Source organism: Mesorhizobium atlanticum (genome assembly GCF_003289965.1).
GTDB lineage: Bacteria > Pseudomonadota > Alphaproteobacteria > Rhizobiales > Rhizobiaceae > Mesorhizobium > Mesorhizobium atlanticum.
On sequence record NZ_QMBQ01000001.1, the window covers coordinates 429225 to 449153 of the forward strand.

Consider the following 19929-nt stretch of genomic DNA (forward strand, 5'->3'; position numbering starts at 1 on the left):
TCATTCCTAATTAATCAAGCCGGCGTGCTTCATCGCGGCGTCGATCTTCTCGGCCGTGGAGGCCTCGATCGTCACCAGGGGCGAGCGCACGACGTTCTCGACCTTGCCAAGCCTCGACAGCGCATATTTGGCGCCGCACAAGCCGGGCTCGACGAAGATCGCCTTGTGCAGCGGCAAGAGCCGATCCTGCAGGTCGAGCGCCTTGGCGCTGTCGCCGGAGAGCGTGGCCTCCTGGAATTCGGCGCACAGCCGCGGCGCGACGTTGGACGTCACCGAGATGCAGCCGACGCCGCCATGGGCGTTGAAGCCGAGCGCGGACGCATCCTCACCCGAGAGCTGAATGAAATCCTTGCCGCAGGTCATGCGCTGCTCGGAGACGCGCTCGACCTTGCCGGTCGCATCCTTGACGCCGACGATGTTCTTGAAGTCGTGGGCCAGCCTACCCATCGTCTCTGGCGTCATGTCGATCACCGAGCGTGGCGGGATGTTGTAGATGATGATCGGCAGCCTGGTCGCGCGGGCGACAGCGGCGAAATGCTCGTAGAGGCCGCGCTGCGTGGGCTTGTTGTAGTAAGGCGTGACGACAAGAGCCGCGTCGGCGCCGGCCTTTTCGGCATATTGCACCAGCCCGACCGCTTCCTCGGTGTTGTTGGAGCCGGCACCTGCAACGACCGGGACCCGGCCCTTGGCCACCTCGATGCAGACCTTCACGACCTGGCGGTGCTCGTCATGCGACAGCGTCGGCGACTCGCCGGTGGTGCCGACCGGAACGAGCCCCTTGGTGCCCTCGGCGATCTGCCATTCGACGAAAGCGCGAAAGGCTTTCTCGTCGAAACGCCCGCTCTTTTCGAACGGTGTGACGAGCGCAGTCAGCGAGCCTCTCAGCATGTCTTCCAAACTCCTTGGAACTCTCAGGAACGTATCAGGTTTGTCGGTCGGTTTACTTGCGCGCCTTCTAACCGAAAGCGAAGCCGCGCACCATAGTCTCGACATGGTTCAGCGGCAAGCATCGGCGTAGTGCCAGCAAGCGCAATTCGAACGGCCTCGATAACCTTTTGTTTACGAGCCCTTCACGACCTAAGTTTAGGCTCCGCATCGGGTCTCGAGTGCCCGCGCCTGCAGACGATGTGCTAGGATCGTAAAATGCCGACGAGGCGGCCTCATCTCTTCGCGCTTTTCGGCGCGATCGTCGCGCTGACGCCCACCATAGCGATCGGTGGCAGTGTCGACGCGCGCGCGACGGCTTCCATCCCGGCGCCGGACGTGCCGCAAGCGCCTGGCCAGATGCCGGCCGCCCCATCCTCCGACATCGCGCAATTGAAGAGCGGCCTCGACGCGCTTGCCGCCAACAACATTGCTGGCGCGCGCAATGCCCGCGACACGCTGCCCGCCACTTCGCTCGACCGGCACATCCTGGCCTGGGCGATCGCGCTCTATGGCGGCGACCAGGTGCCGAGCGGCGAGATTGCCGATGCCGCCAAGATGCTTCCCGGATGGCCGGGCACGATCGCGCTGCGCAAGAACAGCGAACGTGCGCTCTATCGCGAAAATCCGCCGCCGCAAATGGTGGTTCAGGCTTTCGGCCGCAGCCAGCCGCTGACGCCCGAGGGCGTCATCATCCTTGCCCGCTCGCAGGTGGCGTTGGGCAACCAGGCGGCGGCGCGCGCGGTGCTGGTGCCGTTCTGGCGCACCGAGAAGCTGGAAGCCAAGGACGAGGTGACCATCATCAAGGAATTCGGCACGCTGATCCCGGCGGCCGATCATCGCTATCGCATGGAGCGGATGTTTTACGCCGACCGGCCGGCCTCGGCGCTGCGCGTTGCCGGTCTCGCCGGTGCTCAGCCGCTGGCGGATGCCTGGGCCGCGGCAGACAAGGGCGACAAGAACGCCGCCAAACTGTTGAAGGCGGTGCCGGCGGCGCAGCGCTCGGCCGGCTATTTCTTCGCCGAGGCGGAATATCTGCGCAAGCAGCAGAAATTCGCCGACGCCGCCGCTGTCGTGATGAAGGCGCCGACCGATCGCGATTCGCTGGTCGACCCCGATGCCTGGTGGGTGGAACGGCGTGTGCTCTCGCGCGAGCTTGTCGACCAGGGCGACATGAAGACCGCCTACAGAATCGTCTCCATGCATGCGGCCGAAAGCCCGGCCAATGCCGCCGAGGCCGAGTTCCATGCCGGCTGGTATGCGCTTCGCGGCCTCAACGATCCGGCGACCGCCGCCAGGCATTTTTCGCGCATCGCCGAGCTCGCCCAGGGACCGGTGTCGCTGTCGCGCGCCTATTACTGGCTCGGCCGCGCCGCGGAAGTCGGCGGTCCGGGTAGCGCCAAGGATTATTTCACGCGCGCGGCCAGCTATGGCACGACCTTCTATGGCCAGCTCGCCGGCGAGCGCGTGGGGTTGAGGACGCTCAACATCGTCTATCCGAAACCGAGTGCCGCCGACCGCCGAAGCTTCGACGGCCGCGAGGCGGTGAGCGCGATCAAGCGGCTGCAGGAGGCGGGCTACGACCGCTATGCCGAGACGCTCTATCGCGACCTTGCCGGGCAACTGACCAGCCCGGGCGAGTTGGCGCTGCTTGCGGTGCTGGCGGAAAAGCAGGGCAACCACTTCATGGCGCTGAAGGTCGGCAAGATCGCCGCCCAGCGCGGCATCGATGTCGGCGCGCTGTCGCATCCGCTGGGTGTCATTCCCGATTCGGCCAATATTTCCGGGTCCGGCAAGGCGCTCGCCTACGCCATCGCCCGCCAGGAAAGCGAGTTCAACGTGGGCGCCGTTTCCAGCGCCGGCGCGCGCGGTCTGCTGCAGTTGATGCCGGGCACGGCCAAGCAGTTGGCGAAGAAAGCCGGCATGAGTTTCTCGCAGGCGCGGCTGACGAGCGATGCCGGCTACAACGCAACGCTGGGCTCGGCTTTCCTCGGCGAGCAGCTCGACCGCTTCAGCGGCTCCTATGTGCTGACCTTCGCCGGCTACAATGCCGGCCCCAACCGAGCCGCCCAGTGGGTGGCGAAATACGGCGATCCACGCGGCAAGGACGTCGATGCGGTCGTCGACTGGATCGAGCGGATTCCCTACACGGAAACAAGAAGTTACGTGCAGCGCGTGATGGAGAATTACGAGGTCTACAAGATGCGTATTTCGGGCAAATACGACATCGTGGGCGACCTCGTGAACGGACGCAGCTGACGGCTTAGCTCGTCACGAATTCGCCTGAGGCGCAACAATTAACCCGTCCAGTACACCCGCCACGATGCTTGACAAACAATGGTTATACTTTAACACTATCTAATATTTTAAGTCCGGGCGGGTGGACGGGATGTTATTTGCGGCTGGGCCGACCGCTTCGGCGCAAGGATGTTATGGCTATACCACCTATTGTTGGTCACCTTCCGGTTACAGTCCGTCTTTTCCGATACTTGAGGACATTACTGCCAGCCCGGGCGAGCCAGGCGGGTTACCGGGCCGGCACCTTATTGTTGAACTGCACGATGCGATCGGCCTCGGCGACGCGCCATTTATCGAGCATGTCCTAAGACGCGCGGCTGAAGACGCCAAGGCGCAACTGCTTGCGCTCCATCATCATGTGTTCATGCCCGCTGGCGGCATCACCGCATTTGCGATGCTGGCCGAGAGCCATATCTCGATCCATACTTGGCCTGCCGAACGCTATGCGGCCTTGGACATCTTCATGTGTGGGGTCTGCAACCCGATCGCCTGCTTGCCGGCCTTGGCGACGTCCTTCCTTCCAGCGCGCATAGGTGTGCTGGATCTCTATCGCGGATTGGATGCCGAGGACCAAGCCGCCACCGAAATTCAACCCACTTCGATTGATCGAGGATAAAATGGCTACCCGCCTGGACTTGCTCTCCCAACAAATTGCCGGCCATACGCCCAATCGACCATATCCTTTGCCACCCCTGCCGCCGGGCCATTTCTACGTCGAGCCTGATGACCCGCGGTCGCTTGGATCCGGTGGAGCTTTCGTCCGAGAGGACGCGGATCCATTTGATGAGTACAACTACCGCGTCAAGAGTATTGTGCACGCTGGGCGAACGCAGTTTCAAGACATCATAATTGCAGATACCTACAACTTCGGGCGCGCCCTGTTCCTAGACGGCGCAATTCAGAGTTCCGCTGAAGACGAGGCCCTTTACCACGAGATGCTCGTACAGCCGGCGCTGCTGATGCACGACAACCCGCGCGACGTTCTGATCATCGGCGGCGGAGAAGGGGCGACGCTGAGGGAGATCCTGGCGCATCGTTCGGTCGACCGTGCCGTCATGATCGATATCGATCGAGAGGTCGTCGATATCTGTCGCAACCTGCTGCCGACCTGGCATTGCGGGGCTTTCGACGATCCGCGGACTACACTGCTCTACATGGACGGGCGAAGCTACCTGGAAGAGGCTGACGAGGCGTTCGACGTCATAATCATCGACGTCGTGGACATGCTCGATGACGGGCCGGCTCAACGCCTCTATACGCGGCAATTCTACGAACTTGCCCATAGACATCTTCGCCCCGGCGGCATCCTCGTTGTGCAAGGCCTCGAATTCTCTTTTGCGGACTACAAGTCGCATTGCGCTCTTTTGCGCACGCTCCGGACGGTTTTTGCCGAAGTGCACAGCTACAAGACATGCGTTCCATCTTTTCTGGGCAGTTGGGGTTTCCTTATCGCTTCGAACAGCATCTCGCCCCGTGACTTCAGCGCCGAAGCGCTTGACCGGGCGATCCAGGCACGTCTTGGGCCCGAATGGCTCGATCACGCCACGGGAGCCTTTATCCGGGCAAGCTTTGAACACTGCAAGGAAACGCGGTTTCTGCTCGATCTGCCTGGTCCGACCCTGGAAGACGACGTGCCTTTTGTGGAGCCCCCCGATATCGAGGAGGACGAGGTATCCGGCCGCCAATTGCCAGCCCTGCGCGATTGACGGCCATGACGTTGCAAGAGGTGCGCAGTCCCCAGATGTGGCGCCTCCACAAGGCGGCCGATGATGATGGCAACGTCTGGCTCAAGCTCCAGCATCCGGCCCCACTCAGGCTCGTGCGGCAGCGGGCGACCGATGTAGCGCCGTCGCCGGATACGGACGAAATGCTGACGTTTGTCCAACTTGCTCCGGGGATTGAAACGCCTTTCGAAGTGCAAAAGGAATTTGAAACCTGGGTCGCGCAAGGAGATGCGGAAGCGCCATATCTCGACGTGACGGGTCGATACGCCCGGCTTGTCTGGAGAGGTCGCCGCTGCCTCGCGTACGCAACACCGCAAGCAGCCGAGGATTGCCTTGTCGCCGCGGCCATGTTTTCGCATCTTCACAGCACCCTCTCAGCCGAGGAGAGGCGTCTGGAAAGAGCGTGGCCGTCATTGATGAATGATGCAGCTCTCACGCATGACGTTCGTCTTGCCGCCTCGGTGCGCGAGCAAGGCCGCGTCAACGACATGACCCGACAATTCCAGACTGCTCGAATATTGGTGTCCCGGATGGACATCGCCCTGCAGCGCCCTGAGCCGGCAACGCCTCCAGCGGTGAAACGGCTGTTCAGCGAACTTGCGCTGCAGGCCGACTTGGCGTCCCGCGTCCGCTTGCTTGACGACGCGGTTGAGGTTGGCGAGGACCTCTACGAGCGCGCCAACGATAGATTGATCGAGCATCGAAACTATTTGGTCGAAATATGGATCGAAGCAGCCATTCTTCTGGCGATTTTGGCCGAGCTCGCCGTATTGGTGTTCGACGTCTTCTCCAGATGATCTGAGCGGATGTCAGAAGGTGGCAACAAAAGGGGCCCGATTTGTGATCAGAAACGGCTTCGCCTCGGTAATAATTCTTTTGGCTGGCCAGGCAGCGATGGCGCAGGGTCCGTCGGAGATCATGGACCAAATAAAGGGGGCTACCATCCACGGAACCGAGAACGGGGTCGCTTATGTGGAGTTGTTGAGGGCGGACGGGAGCATCAAGGGGAAGGACAGCGACGGTCCATATTCGGGGGAATGGATGGTGAATAGTAAAGGACAGGTTTGCCTGTCCTACGACGAGGATGACGAGGACGACGATTGCGGCTTCTCTATCGCCAGATGGAAGCAGGCTTACCTTCGCGAGTGACGGAAGCACAGCGCAAGTGACCCTGGCGCGCCGCAAGCCATAACGCATCGGCCCGCGCACCGCTCTTTCCGACATTGGCCGAGCCCGACGATTAAAATATATCGGCACAAGCGGGTGACATCTCGAGCAACCGACATGCGTCGCGAGGCGTCGATCGAAGCCCGATGCGAGGCGCTTCCACGCAAGCAATCAATCGACCTCTTGTCGTTCTCGTTTGACTGTCCCTGCCCTCGCCTGTAGCTCTCCGCCAATCCGGCAAGGACAGCAATCAATGGCGAGCGAAGGCTTTTCCGACTTCTTCTATCCCGCAACTGACGGCTTGAAGCTCCATGCCCGCATCTATGGCGAAACAAACGCCGGCGGCTGGCCGGTCGCATGCCTGCCGGGCCTCACCCGCAATGCCCGCGACTTCCATGAGCTGGCGCTGCATCTTTCCAGGAAGGCGGAGATCCCCCGCAAGGTGATCGCCTTCGACTACCGCGGCCGCGGGCAATCCGATCACGATCCGGATATCGGCCACTATAATATCGGGGTCGAAGCCGGGGACGTGCTTGCCGGGCTGGCAGCGCTCGGTATCGAGCAGGCAGCCTTCATCGGCACGTCGCGCGGCGGCCTGATCATTCACGTGCTCGGCGCGCTGAAGCCGACCGTGCTGAAAGCCATCGTGCTGAACGACATCGGCCCGGTGATCGAGGCGGAGGGCCTGGCCCATATCCGCTCCTATCTCGACCGTGCGCCGAAACCGAGGACGTTCGCCGAGGCGGTGGCGGCGCAGCGGCGCGTGCATGGCGCCGATTTCCCGGCGCTCAGCGACGTCGACTGGGCGAGGATGGTCCGGGCAATCTGCCGCGAGACGGATGCCGGCTGGGTGCCGGATTTCGATCCGGCGCTGGTCGACACGCTGGCCGGCGTCGACCTCAGCAAGCCGCTGCCGGATCTGTGGCCGCAGTTCGACGCTTTAGCCGCCGTGCCGCTGCTTGCCATTCGCGGCGCCAACTCGAGACTTCTGTCCGTGGCGACACTTGAGGAGATGAACAGGCGTCATCCCGGGATGGAGTCGGCCACCGTCGAGGGCCAGGGCCACGCACCCTTCCTCGAGATCGGCGACCTGCCGGACTGGATCGCGGCGTTTCTCGGCCGCTTCGAAAATCAAGTCAAACAAAAGTAAAGCCCGAGACTATATTGGTCTCGGGCCCTGCCATAAAATATAGGTCTACCCTGCCGGCAAGGCCGTTCCGGTTGGTCTATTCGCCTTTCGAGCGCTTGCGGGTCGTCTTGGCCGGCTCCGGCCGCTTCGCCTTGCGAGACGACGGCGCGGAAGTCGGCGTGGTAAGAGGCGAAGCAAACGCAGAGCTTTCCGCCGAACGCGACGACGCTTCATGGCCGCGCGGCTTCTCGAGAACGACGACGCAGCCATCAAGATCGTTGGTGGCCAGATGCGCGTAACGCATGGTCATCGACAATGTCTGGTGGCCCAGCCACATCTGGACGCGCCTTATGTCGATACCGCCCTGGACGAGACGTGAGGCGCAGGTGTGACGCAGGATGTGCGGCACCACCTGCTCGTCGGCGCCGAGACCGACTTCCGTCTTCGCCTCGTTCCAGATCGCGCGATATTGCGGCTGGTTCAGCATGGCGAAGGGACCTTTCGGCCGGCGCCCTTCCGTGTTCGGCGGCAGCTTGATCACCTCCTTGACCCGTTCGGTCATCGGAATCGTGCGGCTGCGGCCCGATTTGGTGATCCAGAAGGAGACACGATGTTCCTGGATGTCGTTCCAGATCAGGCCGAGCGCCTCGCCGAGACGACAGCCGGTATCGACCAGGAAGACGGAAAGCCGGTAGGCATCCTCGCTGCGGCTCCTGATCGCCGCGAATAGCCTCGCCTCTTCGTCCCTTTCGAGGAAACGAATCCGTCCCGCTCGCTCCTTCTGGCGGCGGAACTCGGGCAGGCTGTGGATATCTCCCATCTTATGCGCCTTACGCAGCAATTTGCTGAGGGCAGCCATCTTGCGATTGATGGTTGCGTTGCTGTTGCCGCGCTGGCGCAATGTACCGATAAGATTGTCGAGGGTGTTCTGGTCAAAGGTACTGAAACGCTCTCCCAGCAGGATCTCGTCTATTTCACCGATGAAAGAGCTGACATTGTATTTGTGCCGCCCGTCATCCCAGAGTATATCTCGATAAGCTGCGAAAAGCTCCCCGATCCGATACGATTTTACTTCTCTGATCTTGTTATACGTATAGTTAAACTTCGAATTCTGAGAAGAAAAGAACGCAAAATGACCAGATGCACCGGCCCCTTGAGCCGCTTCGTTCGACATTTTCAGCCACACCCCCTGTGGTTATGGCCCAGCCGTAACCGCTTGGGGATGTCCTTTCAAGAGTTTTGATCACGCAATTGTGATTTCATTCGCCAGAGCCGAATTTCCACGAAACCGAACTGCGGATCACCAGCCTACCGCTTCACCCCCACCCTTTCGTTTGAATTGCCACGACCGCGAAAACAAAGCGGCCCGGGCGTAAAAGCGCCCGGGCCGGATTTCACCTGTAGGATTCCAGCCCTTAGAAGTCGCGCTGGAAGCGGAGGATGCCGCCGACCGCGTTCTTCTTGTCGGCATCGATACCAGTCCAGTTGCCGAACTGGGTGTGATCAGTGCGAGCCCAGTCGACTTCGGCCGTGACGGTGAAGCCGGGGACAACAACGTAAGCGACGTTCGCCGCCAGGCCGAAATCCTTGCTGTCGTCATAAGATGCCTGGACGTTGAACGAGGTCTTCTCGTTGAACTTGTAGGTACCACCACCCCACACAGCCCAATTGCCACCCCACTGCTTGTAGAAGCCACGATCGCCAGCAGCCAGAGCAACCTCTGGGAAGGGCTTCTTGAGGTTGTGGTCGGAACCGTAGCCGCCCATGATGAACAGCGAGAACGCGTCGTTCACATTGACGTCCAAACGGACCTTGCCAGCAACTTCTTCGTAGTTGCTGTCATAGGCAACAACGCCGGTGATGGCGCCCCAGCCCTGCGTCCACTTCACGCCGCCGACGACGTGCGGAACATAGCTGTCGATCGTGCCGACTGCACCCGCGCCTTCTTCGAGCGAGAGGACGGCCGAGAAGCCGTTGCCAGCATCGAAGTAGTACTGGATGACGTTCGTATCGAAGTCACCGTAAGGAACCAGCGTATCCTGGATGACATTGCCGGCATAGCCGATGAACGTATTGAAGGCCGATTCATCCTTACCGACGCGGAGACCACCGAGCTGGATCCAGGCGAAGTTCAGCGAAACAGCGGTATTGTCGCCGCCGTTCAGATTGCTGGCCACGCCGCCGCTACCGTTACCGAAGTTGAAGCGGGTTTCGGTGAAGGTCTTCAACGTGCCAAGCTCGGTTTCCTGGCCGGTCCAGGTCCTCAGCGTGAAGCGGGCCTGCTTGTGCCAAGTATCCTGGGCATCGCCATTCAGGTCATCGAAGGTATGAGCGCCATCGAAGCTGCCACGGTTGCCGGCACTGATGTCATAGCGGATATAGCCGCCGATGCGCAGGCAGGTCTCGGTGCCCGGGATGTAGAAGTAGCCGGCGCCGTAGACGTCGCAGATCTTGACGTATTCAGCGGGTTCCGGCTCGGCGACGGTCACCGCGTCGGCGGCGCGAGCACCGGAAACTGCGATCAGGGCCGCAGCTGAGCCGAGAAGAAGGCTCTTGATGTTCATTTTCTGACCTCCAGTCAAAAGTTAAAAAACGGGTCTGGGTATTTTTTGCTGAAGGACAGCGTTCCCTGCCCCATCCCCACTACCGAAAAAGATGCGCACCGCGCCGCTCCTTCGAATGTGACCTTTACCCATGAGCCGGCGCCGTTCAACCACGATCGTATCGGCGCAAGGGCTGTCCGGGCGCTATCGCCGGGGGTTGTTGCACAAATGACACGATTTGGCCTCACTCAGAAAGCTCTTGTTAACCATCGATGCCCTTGCGGCCGCTGAATCCGGGCGAATCCGGCAAAGGGTCGACCGGATTGTGGCGCTCCGGCGAGTCGGCCGCCAGGCGATTGCCGCAGAATCGCCACCTGAGAATGGCGGGCGCGAGCGAACCTGCCGATTTTTCGATGATTATGGCGCCGGCTTGTTGATTGTGCCGCCGCTTTTCTTTATCCAGCGGCGCGACGGAGAGGTGGCCGAGTGGTCGAAGGCGCTCCCCTGCTAAGGGAGTAGAGGTCAAAAGCTTCTCGTGGGTTCGAATCCCATCCTCTCCGCCACCCTACGCCCTGCGGGCTTCGGGTGGCAGGCCACCCGGAACCGCATTTGGGCGTGGGAGTGTCGCCCGAAGCTACCAAGTAGCGTAGGGGGACCATGTGGTACGTCTATTTCCTGCAGCTCCATAACGGCGATGTCTATGTTGGATCGACAAACGACCTTCGACGCCGTTTCGAATCACATCAATCAGGACAGGTGACCTCGACCAAGGCTCATTTGCCTGTGACCGTGAAGGCCTATATCGGGGTCGAAACCGAGGCCAACGCGCGGCAACTCGAGCGCTATTTCAAGACTGGATCCGGCAAGGCCTTCGCCAGCAAGCGATTTTGGCGAACGGAGCCTTATTGACCGATCCAGGGTTATCCGCTTGATATAAAAGGGAAAACAGCTCAACTGGCGGCTTTTCCTGGACCTCCATCTTCGATTCTGACTGGAGGTCAGAAAATGAACATCAAGAGCCTTCTTCTCGGCTCAGCTGCGGCCCTGATCGCAGTTTCCGGTGCTCGCGCCGCCGACGCGGTGACCGTCGCCGAACCGGAACCCGCTGAATACGTCAAGATCTGCGACGTCTACGGCGCCGGCTACTTCTATATCCCGGGCACCGAGACCTGCCTGCGCATCGGCGGCTATATCCGCTATGACATCGGCCTGGGCGACATCGGCTCGTTCGATGGCGCCAAGACCGACGACGTGCTGAACGGCAAGAACCAGGGCGTCTGGCACAAGAATGCCCGCTTCACGCTGAAGACCTGGACCGGCCAGGAAACGGAACTCGGCACCCTGAAGACCTACACCGAGACGCGTTGGAACTTCGGCAACGACAATGCTAATGAAGATGTAAATGGCGCCCACAACAAGACTCCTTCGCTGAACTTCGCCTGGATCCAGCTCGGTGGCCTCCGCGTTGGTAAGGACGAATCGGCCTTCAATACGTTCATCGGCTATGCCGGCAACGTGATCCAGGATACGATCGTTCCCTACGGTGACTTCGACACCAACGTCGTGCAGTACTACTTCGACGCCGGCAACGGCTTCTCGGCGGTGGTCTCGCTCGAAGAAGGCGCTGGCTCCGGCGGCTTCTACGTTGGCTCGATCGACAGCTACGTTCCGCATGTCGTCGCCGGCGTGAAGTACACGCAGGGCTGGGGCGCCATCACGGGCGTCGCCGCCTATGACGCCACCTACGAAGAGTGGGCCGGCAAGGTTCGTGCCGACTTCAACGTCACCAGCGCACTGTCGCTGTTCGTAATGGGCGGCTACGGCACCCACAAGAATAGCCTCGTTGACAACGGCACTTTTGTTGTTACCGACTTCACCGGCCGCGACTTCTACAAGCAGTGGGGTGGCCACTGGGCGTTCTGGGCCGGCGGCACCTACAAGTTCAACGAGAAGACCGCGTTCAACCTCCAGGTCTCGGGTGACCAGGACAAGAACTACGGCGTGGCGGCTAACGTTGCCTACACCGCCGTTCCGGGCTTCACGATCACGGCTGAAGTCGACTACGATCACTTCGGTCACTTCAATGACTTCACCCCGTACGGCAACTGGACCGGTGCCGACAAGAAGAACAGCGTCGGCGGCCTTCTCCGCTTCCAGCGCGATTTCTAAAACAAGTTGCTTTGAGAACGAAACCCGGCGGGCAACCGCCGGGTTTTTTGTTAGCCGAAGACTTGGCTTGCTTTACTATCCTTGGAACTCGGAATGGCCACGCGAAGCCGGGGCCAGCGGACGCTCCGCTAATCTTAGATCTGCTCGATTGTGCCAGCCTAGGAACCATCTGCGCCCCAACATCTCCGCCGAAGAAGTGAAGAGATGCTGAGACAGCCTCTAAGGCACGTCGTGTACTGCGCAGACATCGAGAGGCACCCGATCTACCTAACGGGCCGGTAGCTCGGCGCGAATCGATGCATTCGGCATTAGATGCCCACGCAGCCGGGATGCCCTTCAGCGAAATGAGATGAAAAGCGGGGTTTTCGCGGAGCACCGCCAATACGGCAAGGGCAGTCTCGTCGACTGAGCGTCTGCGTTCGGCAGCCATGTAAACAAGCTGATCGGGAGGGGTGTGGTTGACGTGCCGCCTACCGACTTCGCATGGTATTCTCGATCAGCTTGCGCCTACCCTTCGCCCACGCTAGCAAGAAGCTCCCATTTCTCACGCGAGCCAATGCCATGCGCCAGCGCCCTTCCCTCACGCCGATCATCGGTTCGCTTCCCACCACGGTGCCGTTCGTCGGCCCGGAAGCGCAGGAGCGCGAGCGCGGGCGGCCTTTTCGCGCCCGCATCGGCGCCAATGAAAGCAGCTTCGGCCCCTCGCCGCGCGTCATCGCGCGGATGGAGAGCGTCGCCCGCGACCAGTGGATGTATTGCGATCCCGACAACTACGAGCTGAAGGTGGCGGCGGCCGCGCATCACGGCGTGGCCGTCGAAAACGTGGTCGTCGGCGAAGGCATTGACGGGCTGCTCGGCCTGGTGGCGCGCATGTATGTCGCCCCGGGCGACGCGGTCGTGACCTCGCTTGGCGCCTACCCCACCTTCAATTTCCACATCGCCGGCGTCGGTGGCCGGCTGGTGACGGTGCCCTATGCCAACGACAAGGAGGACCTGGATGGGCTCCTCGCCAAGATCGTCAGCGAAAAGGCACCGCTGGTCTATCTCTCCAATCCCGACAATCCGATGGGAAGCTGGTGGGAGGCGCCGGATGTCGTCCGCTTCATCGAGGCGCTGCCGGAAACCACCATGCTGGTGCTCGACGAGGCCTATGGTGAGCTGGGCCCAGCCTCGGCGCTGCCGGCGATCGATGTCGCGCGGCCGAATGTCATCCGCATGCGCACCTTCTCCAAGGCTTACGGCCTGGCCGGCATACGCTGCGGCTACGCGGTTGCGGAAGCGGAGGTGATCCGCGACTTCGAGAAGATCCGTAACCACTACGGCGTCAGCCGCATGGCGCAGATCGCCGGGCTCGAGGCGCTTGCCGATCAGGAGTACCTGCGCTCCGTGGTGGCGCGCGTGGCGGCAGGCCGCGAGCGCATTTCAGCCATCGCCAGGCAGAACGACCTCAACCCATTGCCGTCGGCGACCAATTTCGTCACCATCGACTGCGGTCGAGACGGCGCCTTCGCGCTGAAGGTGATGCAGAACCTCCTGTCGCGCGACGTGTTCATTCGCAAACCGATGGCGCCACGGCTCGACCGCTGCATAAGGGTCAGCGTCGGGCTCGACCATGAGCTCGACATCTTTGCCGAGGAACTGCCGGGCGCTCTGGCGGCGGCGCGAGGGAACTGATCGAACCCCTGCCCCTGCTTCCCGGGAAGCGGATCTGGCGATTCACATTCCCGCGGCTGCCAGCAGGCGTGTCACGCGGTTGAGCGCATCGGAAAGCTCAGCTGCTTCCTTATCCTCGAGCTTGACGGTCAGGCGGGCAAGATCGCGGTTCGTCGCTGTCTCGAGATCGACCAGCGCGGCCTTGCCGCGCCTGGTCAGCGCGAGAGCGGGCTGCCCGTTCTCCGGATCGTCGCGCATTTCCGCCAGCCCCATGGCGGCAAACTTCCGAAGCACCCTCGTGAGATAGGCAGGGGCAAGGTTCAGTTCGCCGGCCAGCTCCGATACCGCAGGCGCGAGATCGAGGTGAAACATGCGCGCCAGCAGACCGGCCCTTCCACCGCCCGGTCGGGGCTTGCGCCCGAGTTCGAACAGCACCCGAGCCTCGGTCAGCGTATAAGGGCTCTGCATCAAGGTCTCATCGAGCAGCCCGACCAGCCCGGTATAGAACCGATTGAAGCGACGAATCTCATGGACCAGGGCGTCGTGCTGCATGCTGATCTCCTTGGAGACGTAACATCCGATAATTTCTCCATTGATTGACTGAGTCAATTATTTAATCGGCCGCGCTACCTATCCCTCAAACCGGTTGCATTTGACCTTTCGTGCGCCAGATTGATGGGGAAGATTCTGGAGCGGGCGATGCAAGGTGAGCAAAGAGCCGTTCGGGCGCGTGTTTCCGGCATTGTGCAAGGCGTGAGCTACCGTGTCTGGACGCGAGGCGAGGCCATGCGTCTTGGGCTGAGAGGCTGGGTCCGCAACGAGCGCGACGGCTCGGTCACCGCGCTGATTGCCGGCCCTGACGCCGCTGTCACGGCGATGATCGAACGCCTATGGCAAGGGCCGCGGGGCGCGCTCGTCTCGAAGGTCGAGATCGAGGAAGCGGGCGACGACGCGCCGGCGGATTTCAGGATCATCGTCTAGCCTCATCTCGCCTCCGCAACCCGCAAGCGGGATTAACGTTTAATGCGCCTTGAATTAATTGAACGTTCGTTTTATTAGTGTGGCAAGAGGCGAATATGGCGCGTACAACCGGTTCAGACGGGGAAAAGACCGAGGCGGCCGTCCGCGAGGCGGCGGTCAGCCTGATCGCGCGGCTGGGCTATGAGGCGATGTCGATGCGGCAACTGGCGGCGGAGGTCGGCGTGCAGGCGGCAGCGCTCTACCGTTACTTCCCGACCAAGGAAGATCTGCTTTTCACCTTGATGCGAGAGCATATGGAAGGCCTGCTCAACGCTTGGGAAGCGGCGCGGCCGGCGAGCGCCGATCCGGTCACCCGGCTTGCCGCGTATGTCGAGAACCACATCGCCTTCCACATCGAGCGGCGCCACGCCACCCATGTCTCCAACATGGAGTTGCGCAGCCTGTCGCATGAACGACTGACGCAAATCCTCAAGATGCGCACAGCCTATGAGAAGGAGCTGCGCACGATCCTGCGCGACGGCGCCGAGGCCGGCGCCTTCGAGATCGACGATACAGGCCTGACCGCCATGGCGCTGATCCAGATGATGACCGGCGTCATCGTCTGGTTCCGTCCGGGCGAACGGCTGTCGCTCGCTGAAGTCACGGCATCATATCTTTCGATGACAATGCGCCTGGTCGGCGCGACAATCAGCCATGGCACCGCGCGACCTTCCGGCCGCGCCGGGGACGCCGTGGCACTCTGATACAGGCATGATTCCCGCGAAGACCGGGGCGTGCGCAGGGAGGAACGGCATGTACACGAAAACACTCAGCTTCGGACTTGATCCCGACATCGAGGCGCTGCGCGACACCGTGAGGCGCTTTGCCCAGGACAGGATCGCACCGATCGCGGCGGAGATCGACCGTTCCAACGAGTTCCCAACGCATCTGTGGGGCGAGCTCGGCGCGCTCGGCCTGCTCGGCATCACCGCCGATCCGGATTTCGGCGGCAGCGGCATGGGTTATCTCGCGCATGTCGTGGCGATGGAGGAGATCTCGCGCGCTTCCGCTTCGGTCGGCCTGTCCTACGGCGCGCATTCGAATCTCTGCGTCAACCAGATCAACCGCTGGGCGACGCCGGCGCAGAAGGAGAAGTACCTGCCTGCCCTTTGCTCGGGCGAAACGGTCGGCGCGCTGGCGATGTCGGAGCCAGGCGCCGGCTCGGACGTGGTGTCGCTCAGGCTGCGCGCCGAAAAGCGCAACGACCGCTATGTGCTCAACGGTTCGAAAATGTGGATCACCAACGGCCCCGACGCCGGAACGATGGTGGTCTATGCGAAGACCGACCCGGAGCGCCACTCGCGCGGCATCACCGCTTTCATCGTCGAAAAGACGATGGCCGGCTTTTCGGTCGCGCAGAAGCTCGACAAGCTCGGCATGCGCGGCTCCAACACCGGCGAGCTCGTCTTCGAGAATGTCGAGGTGCCGTTCGAGAATGTGCTGCATGAGGAAGGTCGCGGTGTCGAGGTCCTGATGTCGGGGCTCGACTATGAGCGGGCGGTGCTTTCGGGAGGCCCGATCGGGCTGATGGCAGCCTGCCTCGACGTCGCCGTGCCTTACGTGCACGAGCGCAAGCAGTTCGGCCAGCCGATCGGAACGTTCCAGCTGGTGCAGGGCAAGCTCGCCGACATGTACACGACGATGAACGCCGCGCGGGCTTACGTCTATGCGGTGGCGGCCGCCTGCGATCGCGGCGAGACCACGCGCAAGGACGCCGCCGGCTGCGTGCTCTTCGCCGCCGAAAAGGCCACGCAGATGGCGCTCGACGCGATCCAGCTTCTCGGCGGCAACGGCTATATCAACGATTACCCGACGGGACGGCTGCTGCGCGACGCCAAGCTCTACGAGATCGGCGCCGGCACCAGCGAGATCCGCCGCTGGCTGATCGGCCGAGAGATCATGGCGGAGGGGGTCTAGTGAGCGCGGGTCGTGACCTTCGTCAAGCTTTCATCGACCCGCTTGCGGGCGGCTTCGGCGAGTGTGTCCGACACCCACTGATTTATCGATTTGCCGTCGCTCGCTGCCGCCTTGCCCAGCAAGGCATGAATTTCCGGGGTGGTGCGCAGGGCGAGCTTGCCAGAATAGGGCTTCTGCGGATCGACACCGCGCTCTTTGCAAAAGGCGAGGTAGTCGTCGACGCTGTCGTGAAACGACTTCACCAATTCCTCGGCGGTTTCGGCCTCGAAGGTAACGATGTCGCGAATGCCAAGGATGCGGCCATGGAACACCATGTCCTCATCGTCGAACTCGATCGAGCCAGCATATCCCTTGTAAAGCTTCATGGCCTTATTCCAACGTTCGTCAAGAATTCGCGGATATCCCTGATCGCCCATCGCCTGGTATCAGGCGACGGATGGGGACGATGCAGGAACAGTGTCTGGACCGCAATGGTAAACCGGACCCGCGAACCTCTGCCTTCCGAAACCTCGGCTCCTAGCGCGACCAGCAACGCCTCGACGTCTCGCCATTTGATCGAAGCACTGACGGGTTCGCAAATATCTTGTCCAGTGTCTGCCGGTGCGCTGCTTTCATGGCCTTCATCCCTCCCCAATCGATACCTTTGTGGTCAGTTCCTCTGGGGTCAGGCGAGAGCCGGAAGTGATACTAAAATATGATATCATCTGAGGTTCGTCAATGCCCGCCTTAACCTCGCAGATCTCCCCTTCCTCCGACACATTCCGCGCCAATGCCGAGCGCATGCGGGCGCTGGTCGACGACATCGCCGAGAAAGCGGCAAACATCGAGCGCGGCGGCTCGGATGAGGCGCGCGAGCGCCACCGGGGCCGCGGCAAGCTTCTGCCACGCGAGCGGCTGGCGCAATTGCTCGACACCGGCTCGCCCTTCCTCGAGGTCGGACAGTTCGCGGCATGGTCGATGTACGGCGAGGACATTCCCTCGGCCGGCATCATCACCGGCATCGGCCGTGTCGAGGGCACGCAGGTGATGGTCGTCGTCAACGACGCCACGGTGAAGGGCGGCACCTATTATCCGCTGACGGTGAAGAAGCATCTGAGGGCGCAGGAGATCGCGCTGCAGAACAATTTGCCCTGCGTCTACCTGGTCGACAGCGGCGGCGCCAATCTGCCGAACCAGGACGAGGTCTTCCCCGACCGAGAGCATTTCGGCCGTATCTTCTACAACCAGGCCAATATGTCGGCGGCTGGCATCCCGCAGATCGCCTGCGTGATGGGTTCCTGCACGGCGGGCGGCGCCTATGTGCCGGCCATGTCGGACGAGACGATCATGGTGCGCAACCAGGCGACCATTTTTCTTGGCGGCCCGCCCCTGGTGAAGGCCGCCACCGGCGAGGATGTCAGCGCCGAGGAGCTCGGCGGCGCCGATGTCCACACCAGGCTTTCCGGCGTCGCCGACCACTACGCCATGGACGACGAGCACGCCTTGGCCATTTGCCGGCGCATCATCCGGAATCTGAATCGGAACAAGGCCCTGAGCCTGAATTTACAGAAGACGATTCAACCGCTTTACGATCCGCGGGAACTCTACGGCGTCGTGCCGACGGATCTGCGCCAGCCCTATGACGTGCGCGAGGTGATCGCACGTCTCGTCGACGGTTCGGAATTCGACGAGTTCAAGCAGAACTACGGCACGACGTTGGTCACCGGTTTCGCCCATCTGCACGGTATGCCCGTCGGCATCCTCGGCAACAACGGTGTGCTGTTTTCCGAAAGCGCGCTGAAGGGCGCGCATTTCATTGAGCTCTGCTGCCAGCGCGGCATTCCGCTGGTCTTCCTGCAGAACATCACCGGCTTCATGGTCGGGCGCAAATACGAGGCCGGCGGCATCGCCAAGGACGGCGCCAAGCTGGTCATGGCGGTCGCCACCGCGAAGGTGCCGAAGCTCACCGTGATCATCGGCGGCTCGTTCGGCGCCGGCAATTACGGCATGTGCGGCCGCGCCTATTCGCCCCGCTTCCTGTGGATGTGGCCCAACGCGCGCATCTCGGTGATGGGCGGCGAGCAGGCGGCAACCGTGCTCGCCATGGTCAAGCGCGAAGGCATCGACCGCAAGGGCGGTGAATGGAGCGCCGAGGAGGAGGCGAAGTTCAGGAAGCCGATCCTGATGAAATACGAGCATGAGGGCCACCCGCTCTATTCGTCGGCGCGGCTCTGGGACGACGGCATCATCGATCCGGCCAGAACCCGCGACGTGCTGGCGCTCAGCCTTTCCGCGGCGCTCAACGCCGGTGTCGACGAGACGAAGTTCGGCGTGTTCAGGATGTGACGATGAGCATCAGCGATCGGATCCGCATCCATACCGGCGACATCACCAGGCTTTCGGTCGACGCGATCGTCAATGCCGCCAATTCGTCGCTGCTCGGCGGCGGCGGTGTCGACGGCGCCATCCACCGCGCGGCCGGGCCGGAGCTGGTCGCCGAGTGCCGGATGCTGAACGGCTGCAAGACCGGCGACGCCAAGCTGACCAAAGGCTACCGGCTGCCGGCGCGCTATGTCATCCACACGGTCGGACCGGTCTGGCGAGGCGGCGCCCAGGGCGAAGCCGAGCTGCTCGCCTCCTGCTACCGGCGCTCGCTCGAAATCGCCCGCGACCATAACTGCCGCACCATTGCCTTCCCGGCCATCTCGACCGGCATCTACGGCTATCCGAAAGACGAAGCGACCGGGATCGCTGTCGGTATGGTAGGCGAGTTCATGCAACAGAATACGGTTCCAGAACTCGTTACTTTCTGCTGCTTCGACGAGGCGACGGCGGAATTGTATCAACGGATTATTGCCGCTGCGATCGGGAAGCGAACTTCATGAGCGGAACCATCCATTTTCTCACAAAAGTGCGAGCGCCCGGTTCGCGGCTGGCAACAGCACGGAATATTCGATATTGCTCATCCTGCATTTTCTATTGGGGATGGGGAAAAAATGGAACTGAGATACATCCGGAAGGCTTTCACCTCTATACTTTCAGCATTGCTTATATTCACGGCATCGGGCGCAGCCATCGCCGGATCGCTGGCGGGCAGCGTGGGCGACAAGCGCTTTCCGCCCCCCTTGGCGATGAACCCCAAGGATCAATGCAGAATTGCCTACAATGCATATGTCGCAGCGGGCGGCCACTCGGCCTATGCAACGACGTTCTACACGCGCGTGAGGGATCTCTATGTCGTCTGCGGCAAGGCGCTCAACGCACCGTCTCAAAAGGCCGCGGAAGACGTCGCGATGCGCAACTGCCAGGGCGGCCTGAAGAAGTGGCGGCTCAACACGGCGAGCGGCGGCTGCGCCATCGCGGCGTCGAAATAGGCTGGCGCCTGCGGGACTGGCACCGCCCGAAG

At 61.8% G+C, this 19929-nt stretch carries 21 protein-coding genes and 1 tRNA gene; 16 read left to right on the forward strand and 6 right to left on the reverse strand.

Going from position 1 to position 19929, the window contains the following annotated elements; all coding sequences use genetic code 11:
- Positions 1-6 precede the first annotated feature (6 nt).
- Complete coding sequence (dapA, locus tag DPM35_RS02460) at positions 7-888, reverse strand: 4-hydroxy-tetrahydrodipicolinate synthase (RefSeq protein WP_112125726.1); 882 nt, start codon at positions 886-888, stop codon at positions 7-9.
- A 255-nt stretch (positions 889-1143) separates the two neighbouring features.
- Here dapA and DPM35_RS02465 point away from each other — a divergent pair, with 255 nt between their 5' ends.
- The 5 genes from DPM35_RS02465 to DPM35_RS02490 all read left to right on the forward strand — a co-directional run bounded on the left by DPM35_RS02465 (position 1144) and on the right by DPM35_RS02490 (position 7263).
- Positions 1144-3183, forward strand: a complete 2040-nt coding sequence (locus DPM35_RS02465; protein ID WP_112125727.1) for a lytic transglycosylase domain-containing protein — start codon at positions 1144-1146, stop codon at positions 3181-3183.
- Positions 3184-3313: 130 nt separating this feature from the next.
- Positions 3314-3838, forward strand: coding sequence for an adenosylmethionine decarboxylase (gene speD / locus DPM35_RS02470; RefSeq protein ID WP_112125728.1), 525 nt, complete (start codon positions 3314-3316; stop codon positions 3836-3838).
- Position 3839: 1 nt separating this feature from the next.
- The gene (locus DPM35_RS02475) at positions 3840-4928 is read left to right on the forward strand and encodes a fused MFS/spermidine synthase (RefSeq protein WP_112125729.1); all 1089 of its coding nucleotides are present in this window, start codon (positions 3840-3842) and stop codon (positions 4926-4928) included.
- Positions 4929-4933: 5 nt separating this feature from the next.
- Complete coding sequence (locus DPM35_RS02480; protein WP_112125730.1) at positions 4934-5743, forward strand: hypothetical protein; 810 nt, start codon at positions 4934-4936, stop codon at positions 5741-5743.
- A gap of 623 nt (positions 5744-6366) precedes the next feature.
- Complete coding sequence (locus tag DPM35_RS02490) at positions 6367-7263, forward strand: alpha/beta fold hydrolase (RefSeq protein WP_112125732.1); 897 nt, start codon at positions 6367-6369, stop codon at positions 7261-7263.
- 76 nt (positions 7264-7339) lie between these two features.
- Here DPM35_RS02490 and DPM35_RS02495 read toward each other — a convergent pair whose 3' ends face one another.
- Together DPM35_RS02495 and DPM35_RS02500 are read right to left on the reverse strand one after the other, a co-directional pair.
- A complete protein-coding gene (locus tag DPM35_RS02495; protein WP_112125733.1) occupies positions 7340-8416 on the reverse strand; it encodes a tyrosine-type recombinase/integrase in 1077 nt (358 codons plus the stop codon).
- Positions 8417-8657: 241 nt separating this feature from the next.
- Positions 8658-9806, reverse strand: a complete 1149-nt coding sequence (locus tag DPM35_RS02500; RefSeq protein WP_112125734.1) for a porin — start codon at positions 9804-9806, stop codon at positions 8658-8660.
- Between the two features lie 238 nt (positions 9807-10044).
- Between DPM35_RS02500 and DPM35_RS02505 the strand changes: the two genes are divergently transcribed.
- The 5 genes from DPM35_RS02505 to DPM35_RS02525 all read left to right on the forward strand — a co-directional run bounded on the left by DPM35_RS02505 (position 10045) and on the right by DPM35_RS02525 (position 13628).
- Positions 10045-10296, forward strand: a complete 252-nt coding sequence (locus tag DPM35_RS02505; protein ID WP_146767911.1) for a hypothetical protein — start codon at positions 10045-10047, stop codon at positions 10294-10296.
- Positions 10258-10348: transfer RNA gene (locus tag DPM35_RS02510), tRNA-Ser, on the forward strand. Before DPM35_RS02505 ends, DPM35_RS02510 begins: the two co-directional genes overlap by 39 nt.
- Positions 10349-10442: 94 nt before the next feature.
- A complete protein-coding gene (locus tag DPM35_RS02515; RefSeq protein WP_112125736.1) occupies positions 10443-10694 on the forward strand; it encodes a GIY-YIG nuclease family protein in 252 nt (83 codons plus the stop codon).
- Positions 10695-10790: 96 nt separating this feature from the next.
- A complete protein-coding gene (locus DPM35_RS02520) occupies positions 10791-11954 on the forward strand; it encodes a porin (RefSeq protein WP_112125737.1) in 1164 nt (387 codons plus the stop codon).
- Positions 11955-12515: 561 nt separating this feature from the next.
- Positions 12516-13628 carry a pyridoxal phosphate-dependent aminotransferase gene (locus DPM35_RS02525; RefSeq protein WP_112125738.1) on the forward strand — a complete coding sequence of 371 codons (1113 nt, stop codon included), beginning with the start codon at positions 12516-12518 and terminating at the stop codon, positions 13626-13628.
- Positions 13629-13670: 42 nt separating this feature from the next.
- Here the strand turns inward: DPM35_RS02525 and DPM35_RS02530 are convergent, their stop codons facing one another.
- Positions 13671-14159: a MarR family winged helix-turn-helix transcriptional regulator gene (locus DPM35_RS02530; protein WP_112125739.1), complete on the reverse strand. Its 489-nt coding sequence runs from the start codon at positions 14157-14159 to the stop codon at positions 13671-13673.
- Positions 14160-14306: 147 nt separating this feature from the next.
- Here DPM35_RS02530 and DPM35_RS02535 point away from each other — a divergent pair, with 147 nt between their 5' ends.
- From DPM35_RS02535 to DPM35_RS02545, 3 genes are all read left to right on the forward strand, one after another.
- The gene (locus tag DPM35_RS02535; RefSeq protein WP_112126209.1) at positions 14307-14588 is read left to right on the forward strand and encodes an acylphosphatase; all 282 of its coding nucleotides are present in this window, start codon (positions 14307-14309) and stop codon (positions 14586-14588) included.
- A 95-nt stretch (positions 14589-14683) separates the two neighbouring features.
- Positions 14684-15331 carry a TetR/AcrR family transcriptional regulator gene (locus DPM35_RS02540; protein WP_112125740.1) on the forward strand — a complete coding sequence of 216 codons (648 nt, stop codon included), beginning with the start codon at positions 14684-14686 and terminating at the stop codon, positions 15329-15331.
- Positions 15332-15380: 49 nt separating this feature from the next.
- Entirely contained in the window at positions 15381-16544 is a 1164-nt protein-coding gene (locus DPM35_RS02545; protein ID WP_112125741.1) for an isovaleryl-CoA dehydrogenase, read from the forward strand.
- On the opposite strand, the gene DPM35_RS02550 is transcribed toward DPM35_RS02545, so the two are convergent.
- Entirely contained in the window at positions 16541-16909 is a 369-nt protein-coding gene (locus tag DPM35_RS02550; RefSeq protein WP_112125742.1) for a type II toxin-antitoxin system HicB family antitoxin, read from the reverse strand. The genes DPM35_RS02545 and DPM35_RS02550 overlap by 4 nt on opposite strands.
- Positions 16906-17178, reverse strand: a complete 273-nt coding sequence (locus tag DPM35_RS33215) for a type II toxin-antitoxin system HicA family toxin (protein ID WP_342633660.1) — start codon at positions 17176-17178, stop codon at positions 16906-16908. The genes DPM35_RS02550 and DPM35_RS33215 overlap by 4 nt, the downstream gene beginning before the upstream one ends.
- Before the next feature lie 83 nt (positions 17179-17261).
- On the opposite strand from DPM35_RS33215, the gene DPM35_RS02560 reads away from it, so the two are divergent.
- The 3 genes from DPM35_RS02560 (at position 17262) to DPM35_RS02570 (ending at position 19897) form a co-directional block, all read left to right on the forward strand.
- Positions 17262-18869 carry a carboxyl transferase domain-containing protein gene (locus DPM35_RS02560; RefSeq protein ID WP_112125743.1) on the forward strand — a complete coding sequence of 536 codons (1608 nt, stop codon included), beginning with the start codon at positions 17262-17264 and terminating at the stop codon, positions 18867-18869.
- A 2-nt stretch (positions 18870-18871) separates the two neighbouring features.
- A complete protein-coding gene (locus DPM35_RS02565) occupies positions 18872-19408 on the forward strand; it encodes an O-acetyl-ADP-ribose deacetylase (RefSeq protein ID WP_112125744.1) in 537 nt (178 codons plus the stop codon).
- 213 nt (positions 19409-19621) lie between these two features.
- Positions 19622-19897 (forward strand): hypothetical protein, encoded by a 276-nt coding sequence (locus DPM35_RS02570; protein ID WP_342633661.1) that lies wholly within the window; start codon positions 19622-19624, stop codon positions 19895-19897.
- Positions 19898-19929 lie beyond the last annotated feature (32 nt).